Source organism: Variovorax sp. GW821-FHT09B05 (assembly GCF_059418265.1).
In genome coordinates this window covers 927904-940045 of sequence record NZ_JBWKPN010000001.1, presented here as the reverse complement: position 1 = coordinate 940045, position 12142 = coordinate 927904, and the positions used below count along the sequence as shown (strand labels likewise).

Below are 12142 nucleotides of genomic sequence, written 5' to 3'. Positions count from 1 at the left end.
ATGGAAGGGAGTCAGTCGATGGCGAGCACGACGTTGCCAAGGACCTCGCCGCGCTCCACCAGTTCGTGCGCGCGCACGATCTGTTCGAGCGGCAGCAACTGGCCGATGGTGTGCAGCAGCAGGTCGTCCTCGAGCAGCGGCAGCAGTTCGCGCAGGCAGGCCTCGCGCTCGCTGGGTGCGATCTCGTAGATGGTGAAGAAGCGCAGTTCGGCGCTCTTCTGCATCAGCACCACGGCCGGCAGCACGGCATCGAGGCCGGTCGTGCCGTAGACCACGACGCGCGCGCCGGGCTTCAGCAGCTTCGGGTAGTGCGCCGCGTTGTTCGCGAGATCGACCTCGATCACGCGGTCCACGCCCGCGCCGCCCGTGAGGGCCTTCACGCCGTCGCCGAGGTCCTGCTCGCGGTAGTCGACGACATGGTCGGCGCCGGCCGCGATGGCATGCGCGGCCTTGCGCGCCGAACTCACGCTGGCGATGACCTCGGCGCCGCGCAGCTTCGCGAACTGGATCGCATAGTGGCCCACCGATCCCGCGCCGCCCGCCACCAGCACGCGCTGGCCGGGGCCGCATTCGGCCAGGCGCACGGCGTGCAGCGCGGTGAAGGCGGGAATGCCGAGGCAGGCGCCCTCGGCGAAGCCCAGCGCGGCCGGCAGCGGCACGGCCTGCGCCGACGGCAGCGCGACGTAGTCGGCCGCGGTGCCGAAGGCGCGCCGCCATTGGGCGTTCCAGGTCCACACGCGTTCGCCGATGCGCACGGTGGGCACGCCATCGCCCACGGCGTCGATCACGCCGGCGCCGTCGCTGTGCGGAACGATCAGCGGCGCCACCAGCGCGCGGCCACCGCCGCCGCGCCGCATCTTCCAGTCGGAGGGGTTCACGCCCGAGCTGCGAAGCCGTACCCGCACTTCGCCCGGGCCGGGCTCGGGCCGCGGCTGCTCGCCGACGCGGATCACCTCGGCCGCTTCGCCCTGGCGCGTGTAGAAGGCGGCGCGCATCGTGCTCATGCCTCGCTGCCCGCGACGACGCCGCGCCGCTTGAGCTCGTCGATCTGCGCGGGCGTGAGGCCGATCTCGGCGAGCACCGCGTCGGTGTCCTGCCCGAGGCGCGGTGCGTTGCGCCGCTGCGCACCGGGCGTGCGCGAGAGCTTGGGCACGATGCCAGGCACCTGCAGCGCATTGCCGTCGCCCATGGCGATGGTCTGCAGCATGCCGCGCGCGAGGTAGTGCGGATCGGCCGCGATGTCGGCCACCGAGTAGATGCGGCCGGCCGGCACCGAGGCCTCGTCGAGCCGCGCGAGCACTTCGGCCACATCGCGCTGCGCGGTCCAGGCGCCGATGGCGGCATCGAGTTCGGCCACGCGCGCCACGCGACCGGCGTTGTCGGCCAGCGCCGGATCGGCCGCGATATCGGGTCGCTCGATCGTGGCCATGAGCCGGCGGAAGATGCTGTCGCCATTGCCCGCGATCAGCGCATAGCCGCCGTCGCCGCAGAGGTAGGCGTTGCTCGGCGCGATGCCGGGCAGGGCGCTGCCGGCCGCGCCGCGCACCGCGCCGAAGGCGCTGTACTCGGGCAGCAGGCTTTCCATGCAGTTGAACACCGCCTCGTAGAGCGCCACGTCGATCACCTGGCCGCGGCCCGAGCGCTGGCGCTCCTGCAGCGCCATCAGGATGCCGATCACGCCATGCAGCGCGGCCAGCGTGTCGCCCAGCGAGATGCCCACGCGCACCGGCACCCGGCCGGGTTCGGCCGTGAGATGGCGCAGCCCGCCCATGGCCTCGGCCACCACGCCGAAGCCGGGGCGGTCGCGGTAGGGGCCGGTCTGGCCGTAGCCGCTCACGCGCAGCACGATCAGCCGCGGATTGGCCTCGAGCAATGTTTCGGGACCGAGCCCCCAGCCCTCGAGCGCGCCGGGGCGGAAGTTCTCGATCAGCACGTCCGACTCGGCGGCGAGCCGGCGCACGATGGCCTGCGCCTCGCTGTCCTTGAGGTCGAGCGCGATCGAGCGCTTGTTGCGCGACTGCACCTGCCACCAGACCGAGGTGCCGTCCTTCAGCAGCCGCCACTTGCGCAGCGGATCGCCGGCGCCAGGGGGCTCGATCTTGATGACCTCGGCACCGAAGTCGCCGAGCGTCTTGGCGGCGAAGGGGCCCGCGATGAGCTGGCCCATCTCGAGCACCTTGAGGCCCGCGAGCGGACCGCGCGCTTCGCTCGCTGCCGTCATGCCGGCACGATGCGCATCGGCAGCCGGTCGAGCGTGCGCATCTGGTTGATCGGCCGGTAGCTGGCCGGCGCCGTGAGTTCCATGCGCGCCACGCGGCGGCTCAGCGCGCCGATCAGCGCTTCCGATTCCTGGCGCGCGAGCATCTGGCCGATGCAGGCATGGATGCCGTTGCCCAGCGCGACGTGGCTGCCCGCGAGCGCGGGGCGGTCGACGTCGAAGCGCTCGGGCTCGGGGAACTGGCGCGGATCGCGGTTGGCCGCGCCCATGAACACGCCGATCTTGGTGTCGGGGGCCAGGCGCACGCCCGAGAGCTCGGTCTCGCCGCGCGTGGTGCGGTAGGTGACCTGGAACGGCGTCTCGTGGCGGATGCCTTCCTCGAACGCGGCCTTGACCTTGGCCGGCTCGTTGCGCACGCGCTCCCACTGCGCGGGATTCCTCGCGAGCTGGTGCAGCGTGAAGCCGATGCCGGCGATGGTGGAGTCGGTGCCGCCGCCCACGAAGCTGCGCACCACGTTCGAGGCGATGCCCTCGTCGAGTTCGCCCGCGTCCTCGGCGCGGAACAGCAGCTCGGCGATCGAGTCGGGAATCACGCCCTGGCGCGACACGCTCTGCTCGAACCACGCGAGGTAGGGCTGCGCGGCCTGCATCGCGCGCTCGTAGAGCGCGTTGCGCGGGCCGCTCTGGTTGAAGCGCATCTCGCCGATGGCCAGGGTCTCGGTGCGCGGCAGGCGCACGCCCACCGCGGCCGGGAAGGCCTCGAGCACGAAGCGCTCGGCGCAGTCCTCCACGCCATCGAACTCGCGCTGGTCCAGCAGTTGTTCGACCAGCGACTCGGCCTTGCGCTCGAAGCCTTCCTTCCAGCGCCGGATCACGAGCGGCGACAGCAGGCGCGTGACCACCGAGCGGATCTTCGTATGGTCGGGCGGGTCGGCCTCGAGCAGCCGGCTCGGGATGCGGAACTCGCCGGGCTTGCGGATGTCCTGGATGCCGATGCCGCCCGCGTTGGTGAAGCGCGCATGGTCGGCCAGCACCGTCTTCGCCTCGGCATGGCGGCCCACGGCATAGATGCCGTGCGGCGCGATGAAGGCCACGGGACCGGCTTCGCGCAGCGCCTCGTGGAACGGATAGGGATCGAGCAGCACCTCGATCGCGTACGGGTCGATGTCCAGCACGGGCGCGTCGCGCAGCGCGACGGGTTCGGCGGTGGTGGTCATGCAGGGGCTCCTGGCGTGGGGGAATGCATCGAGTCTCGATGGCCGTCCGCCGCGCGTCAGTCCCCTTGACGGGGACGGCGCGAACCTGTCGAGAGGCTGCGTCCCCGGCAAGGGGACAGACGCCGCGCGCGCCGCTTGATGTACTCGCGCCGGCTCGAAGAACGACCATCCCCGGAACCAGGAGACACACACATGCGCGCTTCCCTGCTAGCCCTCGTGGCCTGCACCGCCTTCGCGACCGCGGCGACGGCACAGGCCCAGAAGACCTACGGCCCCGGTGCCAGCGACACCGAGATCAAGCTCGGCCAGACCGTGGCCTACAGCGGTCCCGGCTCGGCCTATTCGATGGTGGGCCGCATGTCGGTGGCCTACTTCAAGATGCTCAACGAGACCAGGGGCGGGGTCAACGGACGCAAGATCAACCTGCTGTCGGTCGACGATGCCTACAGCCCGCCCAAGACCGTGGAGGGCACGCGCAAGCTGGTCGAGTCCGACCAGGTGCTGGCGCTGGTCAACTCCATGGGCACGGCCTCGCAGACCTCGGTGCAGAAGTACCTCAACGGCAAGAAGGTGCCGCAGGTGTTCTTCTATGCCTCGAGCCCGAACCTGCACGACTCCGCCACCACGCCGTGGACCGTGCCCTTCTCCTTCGCCTACGACATCGAGGGCTCGATCTATGGCAAGTATCTCGTCGACGCCAAGCCCAACGCGAAGATCGGCGTGCTCTACCAGAACGACGACGTGGGCAAGTCGTACATGCGCGGTTTCCGCAAGGCGTTGGGCGCGAAGCAGTCGAACATCGTGAAGGAGGTGAGCCAGGAGATGAGCGACCCGACCGTCGACTCGCAGATCCTGCAGCTGCAGGCATCGGGCGCCGAGGTGCTGGTGGCCTTCACCTCGAACAAGGCGCAGGCGCAGGCGATCCGCAAGGCGGCGGCGATCGGCTGGAAGCCGTTCTACATCGTGCCCTACGTGTCGAGCTCGATCAGCGGCGTGCTGACCCCGGCCGGCCTCGACAACTCGGTGGGGCTGGTGTCGAGCTACTGGTTCAAGACGCCGTCGGACCCGACCTGGAACAACGACAAGGCGATGCAGGAGTACCTGGCCTTCTTCAAGAAGTACCTGCCCAACGACGATCCGGGCGACACCACCTCGGTCTACACCTACATGGGCGCGCAACTCACGGCGCTGGTGCTCGAGCGCTGCGGCGACAACCTCACGCGCGAGAACTTCCTCAAGCAGGTGCAGGGGCTGAAGGACATCGAGCTCGGCATGCTGCTGCCCGGCATGAAGATCAACTTCCGCGCCGACGACTACTACCCGATCCGGCAGGCGCGGCTCGCGCAGTTCGATGGCAAGTCATGGAAGCCCATGACGGAGCTCATCACCATCGAGCGCTGAGCATGCGCGGTGTCAGGGCCGCGGCTGGCGCTCGATGCTGAGTTCGCGCCGGCAGCTCATGTCGGCCATGCGGATCGCCTGCGGCGCGCTGTCCATCGAGCGGCCCGTGGGCTCGAGCGCACCCCACTGGTTGCGCGCGAGTTCGACGCCATAGCGCATCTCCCAGCGCTTGCCGACGATCTGCTCCATGCAGTGCTCGGCGTCCGCATAACGCTCGGCCATCTCCATCGCATCGGCGGGCTCCGCTCGAACGGCGAAAGTGGCGAGCAGCGAACACAGGAGGAGGGCGGAGCGTGCGGGGAGGCGAAGGAGCATGGGGAGGCGAAAGAAGAGATTGAAGGAAAGTCGCGGATTTTAACGACCGGCCCGCGCACGATGCCGGCCGTTGCGGATGCCCGACCCGCGGGCTCAGAAGGTGTGAAGGAACCGTCGCGAGCGCCCCGAGGTCGCGTCGAGGACCGGAGCCGTACTGACGTACGGCGAGGACCGCAGATGCGAGATCGGGGTGCGCAGCAGGTTCATTCACACCTTATCAGTCGCGCAGGCTGCTCGCGAGCCGCACTACCTCGGCCAAGGTCGCGAGCTGGTCGGCATGCGCGGTCGCGAGGCGCGCGAGCTTCTTGCGGCCCGCGGGCAGCAGATGCACTTCCACCTGCCGGCGATCGACGGTGCTGGGCTTGCGCACGACCAGGCCCGCTTCTTCGCAGCGCGACACCAGCGCCACCACGCCATGCGGCTGCGCCTGCAGCCGTTCGGCCAGCTCGCCGATCGAGGCCCAGTCGCGGCCCGGAAAGCCCTGTGTGTGAAGCAGCAGCTGGTATTGCAGCGCCGTGATGCCTTGCTCGCGCGCGGCGTCCTCGCTGAAGCGCAGGAAGCTGCGCAGCGTGTGGCGGAAATTGGAGAGGGCTTCGAAGCGCTGCTTCTGGGCCGGGCCGGAGGAGGTCGACATGGGCGGGATCGGCGGGGGACGCGGGAATGTAGCAGCCGGTCCGTCAGCCGCCTGTGGAGTCCCAGGGATTCATCAGCGGCACGCCGGACGCTTCGAAGTGCTTGAGGTTGCGCGTCACCACCGTGGCGCCGTGCACCAGCGCCGTCGCGGCGATCAGGGGATCGCGGTAGTCGCGGCCATCGGCCCATGCGAGGCTGGCCGCACGCCGGGCCACCACGTGATCGACGGGCAGGATCCGGCCGGCGAAGGCCGGGAGCACCATGGTCTCGAGCCAGCGATGGAAGACCTCGGCCTGCAATTCGTCGCCGCGCTGCGCGGCCTGGCTGATGCCGCGCTGGATCTCCAGCACCGTGACGGCGGACAGGTACATGTCCCCGGTGGCATGAGCGACCATCCAGGCCAGCACGTTTGGGTGGCAACTGCTCTTGCGGACTTCGGAAACGACGTTGGTGTCCAGCAGCCACATCATGCGCGCCGTCCTCCCTCGGGCTCGTTCGTGTGCGAGGGATCGCGCTTCATGCGTCGATGTCCTTGGCGCCGATGCGGATCGGCTCGACGTCCAGGTCGAAGGCGTCGGCTTCGGGCATGCGCAGCAGCTCGACCAGGTTCTTGTCGGTCTTCGTGAGGCGGCGGTATTCGGCGATCGGAATGAGCGCCTGGGTCGGCTCGCCGCGGTCGGTGATGATGACCGTGCCGCCCTCGCTCACCACGCGCCGGGCGGCGCTGACGTTGTGCACGAACTCGCGGCTGGAAACCGTCTTGATCTGTGCATGTCCCATGGTGCGTCCTTTCAATGAGGCGGAACCCGCCATGCAATGTGCATCGCGCCGTTGTCGCCTTCTATGAGAAGGTTAGCTACGTTGCTAACTTCCGTCAAGACAAGCGTTCGCGCACGCGTAATCCAAAGATCGAGTTCACGCGTCAATAAGCATTAACGCCTAAGGCAGGCACGTCAAAAGCACCTACGATCCGCCTGAAATGTACTTTGTCATCAAAGTACAAAACAAACGGATCATGAACCTCGACACAGCACATCAAGCAACGACAGCCGGTGCCTTGGCTGCCGCCTACGCCCGGCGCGAGCTCACGCCCACGCAGGTCGCCGAGCGCTGCCTGGCGCGTGCGCAGACCGCGCGCGGCGTGTTCACGCAGCTCACCGTGTCGCGGGCCCTCGCGCAGGCCGAACGGGCCACCGCTCGCTGGCGGGCCGGCACGCCGCTCGGTCCGATGGACGGCGTGCCGTTGACCTGGAAGGACCTGTTCGACATCCGCGGCACCCCCACCACGGCCGGCTCGGCCTTGCTTGCACGGGCCGAACCGGCGAAGGCCGATGCCACGCTGGTGGCGCATGCCGAGGCGGCCGGCATGGTCTGCATCGGCAAGACCAACCTGAGCGAGTTCGCCTATTCGGGGCTGGGCCTGAACCCGTTCTTCGGCACGCCGGTGAACCCGGCCCTCGGCACGCGCGCCAGGGCACCGGGCGGATCGTCCTCGGGGGCCGCGCTGGCCGTCGCGCTGGGCATCGCGCCGATCGGCATCGGCACCGACACCGCCGGCTCGGTGCGCGTTCCGGCATCGTTCAACGGGCTGGTCGGCTACCGGGCCAGCAGGCGGCGCCATGCGATGACGGGCGTGTTCGCGCTCGCCCCGTCGCTCGACACCGTCGGTCCGCTCGCGCATTCGGTGGCCGATTGCATCGCCATGGATGCGGTGCTCCAGGGCGGCCGCGGCGACGAAGCACGCGAACTGCTCGCCGGCGGCTTCGACGCAGCCCGCCGCACCCTGGCGCAGCAGACCTTCGTCGTCGATCCGGCCATCCTCGACAGCGAGCGCGTCACGACGGCGGTGCGCGAGAACCTGCGGGCGCGGATGCGCTGGCTGCGCGCCGCGGGCGCGACGGTCGTGGAGCGCGAGGTGAAGAGCCTGCACCTCGTGCAGGCGCTGATCGACAGCCACGGCTGGCTCGGCGCCAGCGAGGCCTTCGCGATGCACCAGGCGCGGCTCGATGCGCCGCAGGCCGAGGCCATGGACCCGCGCGTGCGCCGCCGGCTCGAGGCGGCGCGCGATGTCAATGCCGCGCGCTACCTGCACCTGCGCTGGGAGCGGCAGCGGCTGATCGCCGCCTTCGAGCGCGATCTCGAGGGCGCGACCCTGGTGCTGCCCGCCACCGCGCACACCGCGCCGCTGCTGCAGCCGCTGGAGGCCGACGACGAGCTCTTCGCGCGCACCAACCTCGCGACGCTGCGCCTCACGATGCCCGGCAGCTTCCTCGACACGCCCGCCGTCGCGATGCCCAGCGGCGTCGAGCGCGTGGCCGCGCCCGACGGCAGCACCGATCTCCTGCCCACCGGCCTGCAGCTGATGCGCCCCCGCGGCGACGACGCGCGGCTGCTGCAGATCGCCCTTTCCCTCGAGCACCTGTTTTCTTCACCCCACTTCAAGGAGCAATGACATGACCAAGGAAATCTTCATCACCTTCGGCGTCGACGTGGACGCCGTCGGCGGCTGGCTCGGTTCGTACGGCGGCGAGGACTCGCCGGACGACATCTCGCGCGGCATGTTCGCGGGCGAGGTGGGATCGCCGCGGCTGCTGAAGCTGTTCAAGAGGTACGGCCTGACCACCACCTGGTTCGTGCCCGGGCACTCGGCCGAGACCTTTCCGGACCAGATGAAGGCCGTGGTCGACGCGGGCCACGAGCTGGGCATCCACGGCTACAGCCACGAGAACCCGATCGCGATGACGCCCGAGCAGGAAGAGGCCGTGCTCGACCGCAGCATCGACGTCATCACGCGCCTCGCGGGCCGGGCGCCGACCGGCTATGTCGCGCCGTGGTGGGAGTTCAGTCCGGTCACCAACGAGCTGCTGATCAAGAAGGGCATCAAGTACGACCACAGCCTGATGCACAACGACTTCCACCCGTACTACGTCCGCGTCGGCGACCGGTGGACCCGGATCGACTACAGCAAGCATCCGGACAGCTGGATGAAGCCGCTCGAGCGCGGCACCGAGACCTCGCTGGTCGAGATCCCGGCCAACTGGTACCTGGACGACCTGCCGCCGATGATGTTCATCAAGAAGGCGCCCAACAGCCACGGCTTCGTGAACCCGCGCGACATCGAGCAGATGTGGCGCGACCAGTTCGACTGGGTCTACCGCGAGCACGACTACGCGGTGTTCCCGATCACGATCCATCCGGACGTCTCGGGCCGGCCCCAGGTGCTGCTGATGCTGGAGCGGCTGATCGAGCACTTCCAGTCCCACGCCGGCGTGCGCTTCATGACCTGCGACCAGATCGCGGACGACTTCCTGCGCCGCCATCCGCGCGTCTAGGCCCCGGCATTGCACCGCCCCTTCCACAGAGAACGACCATGACCGCCTCGATCCCTCCCCAAGCCGCGGCCGACGCCGCCTGGACGCCGCCGACCGTGACGAAGAAGCAGGTGAACTACGCCACCTGGGTGTGCTTCTTCGCCTGGGTGTTCGCCGTCTACGACTTCATCCTGTTCGGCACCCTGCTGCCCCGGCTCGGCGACCACTTCAAGTGGACCGCCGACCAGCAGACCAACCTCAACACCTGGGTCACGCTCGGCACGGTCATCGTGGCCTTCGGCATCGGGCCGATCGCCGACCGGCTGGGCCGGCGCAAGGGCATCATCATCGCGGTCGCCGGCGCGGCCCTGTGCTCGGGACTGACGGCCTTCGCGGGCTGGGTGATCGGCCTGTCGGCCGGGGTGGGCTTCGTGCTGCTGATCCTGGTGCGCTCGCTGGCCGGGCTCGGCTATGCCGAGCAGAGCATCAACGCCACCTACCTCAGCGAACTGTTCTCGCTGGTGCACACCGATCCGGCCGCCACCCGGCGGCGCGGCTTCATCTACTCGCTGGTGCAGGGCGGCTGGCCGGTGGGCGCGGTGCTCACCGCGGCGCTGGTGGCGGCGCTCTATCCGCTGGGCGAGCGCTGGTTCGGCGAAGGCGGCGGCTGGGCGCTGTCCTTCGTGTTCGCGATGTTCCCCGCCATCGTGATCGCGATCCTCGGCCGCCGGCTGGTCGAGACGCCGCAGTTCATCACCGGCCAGCGCATCGCGCGGCTGCAGCGCGAAGGCCGGGCCGCCGATGCGCAGCGGCTCGCGCAGGCGCAGGGCATCGACCTGTCGGCGCGGCATCACACCGGCATCTCCGCCATGTTCAAGGGCGCATCGCTGCGGCCCACGCTGTCGCTGGCCCTGAGCTTCTTCCTCAACTGGTTCGCGATCGTGATCTTCGCCGTGCTGGGCACCTCGGTGCTCGGCGGCTCGGGCGGCACGCCCGGCAAGGGCGTGGACTTCTCCAATGCGCTGCAGGTGCTGATCGTCTCGAACCTGGCCGGCTTCCTCGGCTACATGTTCCACGGCTGGCTCGGCGACCGCATCGGCCGGCGCAACGCGGTTGCCATCGGCTGGGTGCTGGGCGGGCTCGCGTTCTACCTGATGCTGCAGGCGCCGCAGGGCGACTTCTGGCGCATCGTGCCGCTGTACTCACTCGGCCTGTTCTTCCTGATCGGCCCCTATGCCGCGGTGCTGTTCCTGGTCGGCGAGAGCTTCCCGAGCCACATCCGCGCCACCGCCAGCTCCTTCGTCAACGCGATGGGGCAGGTGGGCGCCATCGCGGCCGGCTTCGGCGTGACCTACACGCTGTCGCACGGCGCCGACTGGGTGCAGGCCGCGGTCGTCTGGGGCGCGATTCCCTGCACGATCTCCGGCATCGTGATGCTGCTGGTGCCGCACGTCGACCCGAAGTCGGTGCGCTGAAGGAGCAACCCGATGACTTCATCGCAAGCAAGTGCGGGCCGCGTGGCATTGATCACCGGTGCCGCGAGCGGCATCGGCCAGGCGCTGGCGCTGGCCTATGCGCAGACCGATGTCGCGGTCGTGGGCGGCTATTTCCCCGGCGATCCGCACGACCCGGCGCAGACCGAGCGGCTGGTGAACGACGCCGGCGGCCGCTGCGTCATGGTGCCCGTCGACGTCGGCGATGCCGACCAGGTCGAGCGCTTCGCGCAGACCGCCATCGAGCGTTTCGGCCGTCTCGACCATGCGGTCGCGAATGCCGGCCTGTTGCGCCAGGCGGCACTCACCGCCATGAGCGATGCGCAATGGATGGACGTGATCAACGTCGACCTCAGCGGCGTGATGCGCACCTTCCGCGCCGCGGCCCGCCACATGGGCGAGGGTGGCGCGATGGTCGCGGTGTCGTCGATCGCCGGCGGCGTGTACGGGTGGGAGCACCATGCCCACTACTCGGCCGCGAAGGCCGGCGTGCCCGGCCTGTGCCGTGCCGTGGCGATGGAGCTCGCGCCGCGCGGCATCCGCTGCAACTGCGTGATTCCCGGGCTGATCGAGACGCCGCAGTCGCTCGACCCGGTCAACTCGCTCGGTCCCGAGGGCCTGCGGCAGGCGGCCGCCGGCATTCCGCTCGGCCGGGTCGGCAGGGCGCGCGAGATCGCGACGCTGATCCGCTTCCTGAGCGGCGACGACGCGTCGTACATCACGGGCCAGTCGGTGATCGCCGATGGCGGCCTCACCGTGCGCTGGCCCGGTTGAACTGGCAGGAGCACCCATGAACGACAGACTCCTCAACGGACGGCGCGCCGTCGTGACCGGCGCCGGCAGCGGCATCGGCGCCGCCATCGCGCTGGCCTATGCGCGTGCCGGCGCCGACCTGCTGCTGGCCGACATCGATCGCGCGCGGGTGGAAGACACCGCGCGCCGCTGCCGCGAAGCCGGTGGCCGCGTCGAGACCGCCGTCGGCGACATCGGCGACGAGGCGGTGGCCAACGAGGCCATCGATGCCTGCGTGGCGGCCTTCGGCGGCATCGACATCCTGGTCAACAACGCCGGCATGCTGACCCAGTCGCGCTGCGCCGACATGCCGACCGCCATGTGGGACGACATGCTGCGCGTCGACCTGCGCAGCGTGTTCCTCTGCGCGCGCCGCGCCGTTCCCCACATGGCGGCGCAGCGCTGGGGGCGCGTGATCAACGTGGCCTCGCAGCTCGGCATCAAGGGCGGTGTCGAGCTGTGCCACTACGCGGCCGCCAAGGCCGGCGTGATCGGCTTCACCAAGTCGCTCGCGCTCGAGATGGCGCCGGCCAACGTGCTGGTCAACGCCATCGCGCCCGGCCCGATCGCCACGCCGCTGGTCGACGGCATCAGCGCCGACTGGAAGCGGGCCAAGGAAGCCAGCCTGCCGCTGGGCCGCTTCGGCCGCGTGGAAGAGGTGGCGCCCACCGCCGTGCTGCTGGCCTCCGATCCCGGCGGCAATCTCTACGTGGGCCAGACGCTCGGGCCCAATTCCGGCGACGTGATGCCCTGAAAGGCGGT

13 protein-coding genes are annotated in these 12142 nt (G+C 69.8%); 6 read left to right on the top strand and 7 right to left on the bottom strand.

Features of this window, described 5'->3' with window-relative positions; genetic code table 11:
* Positions 1-11 precede the first annotated feature (11 nt).
* The 3 genes from AC07RM_RS04060 to AC07RM_RS04050 are packed head-to-tail and all read right to left on the bottom strand — an operon-like array spanning position 12 to position 3435.
* Positions 12-1004 (bottom strand): NADPH:quinone reductase, encoded by a 993-nt coding sequence (locus AC07RM_RS04060; RefSeq protein ID WP_495333186.1) that lies wholly within the window; start codon positions 1002-1004, stop codon positions 12-14.
* On the bottom strand, positions 1001-2221 hold the full coding sequence (locus tag AC07RM_RS04055; protein ID WP_495333184.1) for a CaiB/BaiF CoA transferase family protein: 1221 nt from the start codon (positions 2219-2221) through the stop codon (positions 1001-1003). Before AC07RM_RS04055 ends, AC07RM_RS04060 begins: the two co-directional genes overlap by 4 nt.
* Positions 2218-3435 carry a cytochrome P450 gene (locus AC07RM_RS04050; protein WP_495333182.1) on the bottom strand — a complete coding sequence of 406 codons (1218 nt, stop codon included), beginning with the start codon at positions 3433-3435 and terminating at the stop codon, positions 2218-2220. Before AC07RM_RS04050 ends, AC07RM_RS04055 begins: the two co-directional genes overlap by 4 nt.
* Before the next feature lie 192 nt (positions 3436-3627).
* Between AC07RM_RS04050 and AC07RM_RS04045 the strand changes: the two genes are divergently transcribed.
* Positions 3628-4836: an ABC transporter substrate-binding protein gene (locus AC07RM_RS04045; RefSeq protein WP_495333180.1), complete on the top strand. Its 1209-nt coding sequence runs from the start codon at positions 3628-3630 to the stop codon at positions 4834-4836.
* 12 nt (positions 4837-4848) lie between these two features.
* Here the strand turns inward: AC07RM_RS04045 and AC07RM_RS04040 are convergent, their stop codons facing one another.
* The 4 genes from AC07RM_RS04040 to AC07RM_RS04025 form a co-directional block, all read right to left on the bottom strand.
* Positions 4849-5151, bottom strand: coding sequence for a hypothetical protein (locus tag AC07RM_RS04040; protein ID WP_495333178.1), 303 nt, complete (start codon positions 5149-5151; stop codon positions 4849-4851).
* 217 nt (positions 5152-5368) lie between these two features.
* A complete protein-coding gene (locus tag AC07RM_RS04035) occupies positions 5369-5785 on the bottom strand; it encodes a MarR family winged helix-turn-helix transcriptional regulator (protein ID WP_398501000.1) in 417 nt (138 codons plus the stop codon).
* 43 nt (positions 5786-5828) lie between these two features.
* Positions 5829-6254, bottom strand: coding sequence for a type II toxin-antitoxin system VapC family toxin (locus tag AC07RM_RS04030; protein ID WP_495333176.1), 426 nt, complete (start codon positions 6252-6254; stop codon positions 5829-5831).
* A gap of 46 nt (positions 6255-6300) precedes the next feature.
* Complete coding sequence (locus tag AC07RM_RS04025; RefSeq protein WP_177239426.1) at positions 6301-6564, bottom strand: type II toxin-antitoxin system Phd/YefM family antitoxin; 264 nt, start codon at positions 6562-6564, stop codon at positions 6301-6303.
* A 199-nt stretch (positions 6565-6763) separates the two neighbouring features.
* Here AC07RM_RS04025 and AC07RM_RS04020 point away from each other — a divergent pair, with 199 nt between their 5' ends.
* From AC07RM_RS04020 to AC07RM_RS04000, 5 genes are read left to right on the top strand one after another with little or no spacing between them, the layout of a single operon-like run.
* Positions 6764-8236, top strand: coding sequence for an amidase (locus tag AC07RM_RS04020; protein ID WP_495333174.1), 1473 nt, complete (start codon positions 6764-6766; stop codon positions 8234-8236).
* A 1-nt stretch (position 8237) separates the two neighbouring features.
* Positions 8238-9116: a polysaccharide deacetylase family protein gene (locus AC07RM_RS04015; protein ID WP_208510699.1), complete on the top strand. Its 879-nt coding sequence runs from the start codon at positions 8238-8240 to the stop codon at positions 9114-9116.
* 38 nt (positions 9117-9154) lie between these two features.
* Complete coding sequence (locus AC07RM_RS04010; protein WP_208510698.1) at positions 9155-10570, top strand: MFS transporter; 1416 nt, start codon at positions 9155-9157, stop codon at positions 10568-10570.
* Positions 10571-10582: 12 nt separating this feature from the next.
* Complete coding sequence (locus AC07RM_RS04005; protein ID WP_495333172.1) at positions 10583-11362, top strand: SDR family NAD(P)-dependent oxidoreductase; 780 nt, start codon at positions 10583-10585, stop codon at positions 11360-11362.
* Positions 11363-11378: 16 nt separating this feature from the next.
* Complete coding sequence (locus AC07RM_RS04000; RefSeq protein ID WP_495333170.1) at positions 11379-12134, top strand: SDR family NAD(P)-dependent oxidoreductase; 756 nt, start codon at positions 11379-11381, stop codon at positions 12132-12134.
* Positions 12135-12142: the final 8 nt, after the last annotated feature.

Coding starts and splice junctions, on each gene's coding strand:
- AC07RM_RS04060 (WP_495333186.1), bottom strand. CDS start 1,004: ATGAGCACGATGCGCGCCGCCTTCTACACGCGCCAGGGCGAAGCGGCC.
- AC07RM_RS04055 (WP_495333184.1), bottom strand. CDS start 2,221: ATGACGGCAGCGAGCGAAGCGCGCGGTCCGCTCGCGGGCCTCAAGGTG.
- AC07RM_RS04050 (WP_495333182.1), bottom strand. CDS start 3,435: ATGACCACCACCGCCGAACCCGTCGCGCTGCGCGACGCGCCCGTGCTG.
- AC07RM_RS04045 (WP_495333180.1), top strand. CDS start 3,628: ATGCGCGCTTCCCTGCTAGCCCTCGTGGCCTGCACCGCCTTCGCGACC.
- AC07RM_RS04040 (WP_495333178.1), bottom strand. CDS start 5,151: ATGCTCCTTCGCCTCCCCGCACGCTCCGCCCTCCTCCTGTGTTCGCTG.
- AC07RM_RS04035 (WP_398501000.1), bottom strand. CDS start 5,785: ATGTCGACCTCCTCCGGCCCGGCCCAGAAGCAGCGCTTCGAAGCCCTC.
- AC07RM_RS04030 (WP_495333176.1), bottom strand. CDS start 6,254: ATGATGTGGCTGCTGGACACCAACGTCGTTTCCGAAGTCCGCAAGAGC.
- AC07RM_RS04025 (WP_177239426.1), bottom strand. CDS start 6,564: ATGGGACATGCACAGATCAAGACGGTTTCCAGCCGCGAGTTCGTGCAC.
- AC07RM_RS04020 (WP_495333174.1), top strand. CDS start 6,764: ATGTACTTTGTCATCAAAGTACAAAACAAACGGATCATGAACCTCGAC.
- AC07RM_RS04015 (WP_208510699.1), top strand. CDS start 8,238: ATGACCAAGGAAATCTTCATCACCTTCGGCGTCGACGTGGACGCCGTC.
- AC07RM_RS04010 (WP_208510698.1), top strand. CDS start 9,155: ATGACCGCCTCGATCCCTCCCCAAGCCGCGGCCGACGCCGCCTGGACG.
- AC07RM_RS04005 (WP_495333172.1), top strand. CDS start 10,583: ATGACTTCATCGCAAGCAAGTGCGGGCCGCGTGGCATTGATCACCGGT.
- AC07RM_RS04000 (WP_495333170.1), top strand. CDS start 11,379: ATGAACGACAGACTCCTCAACGGACGGCGCGCCGTCGTGACCGGCGCC.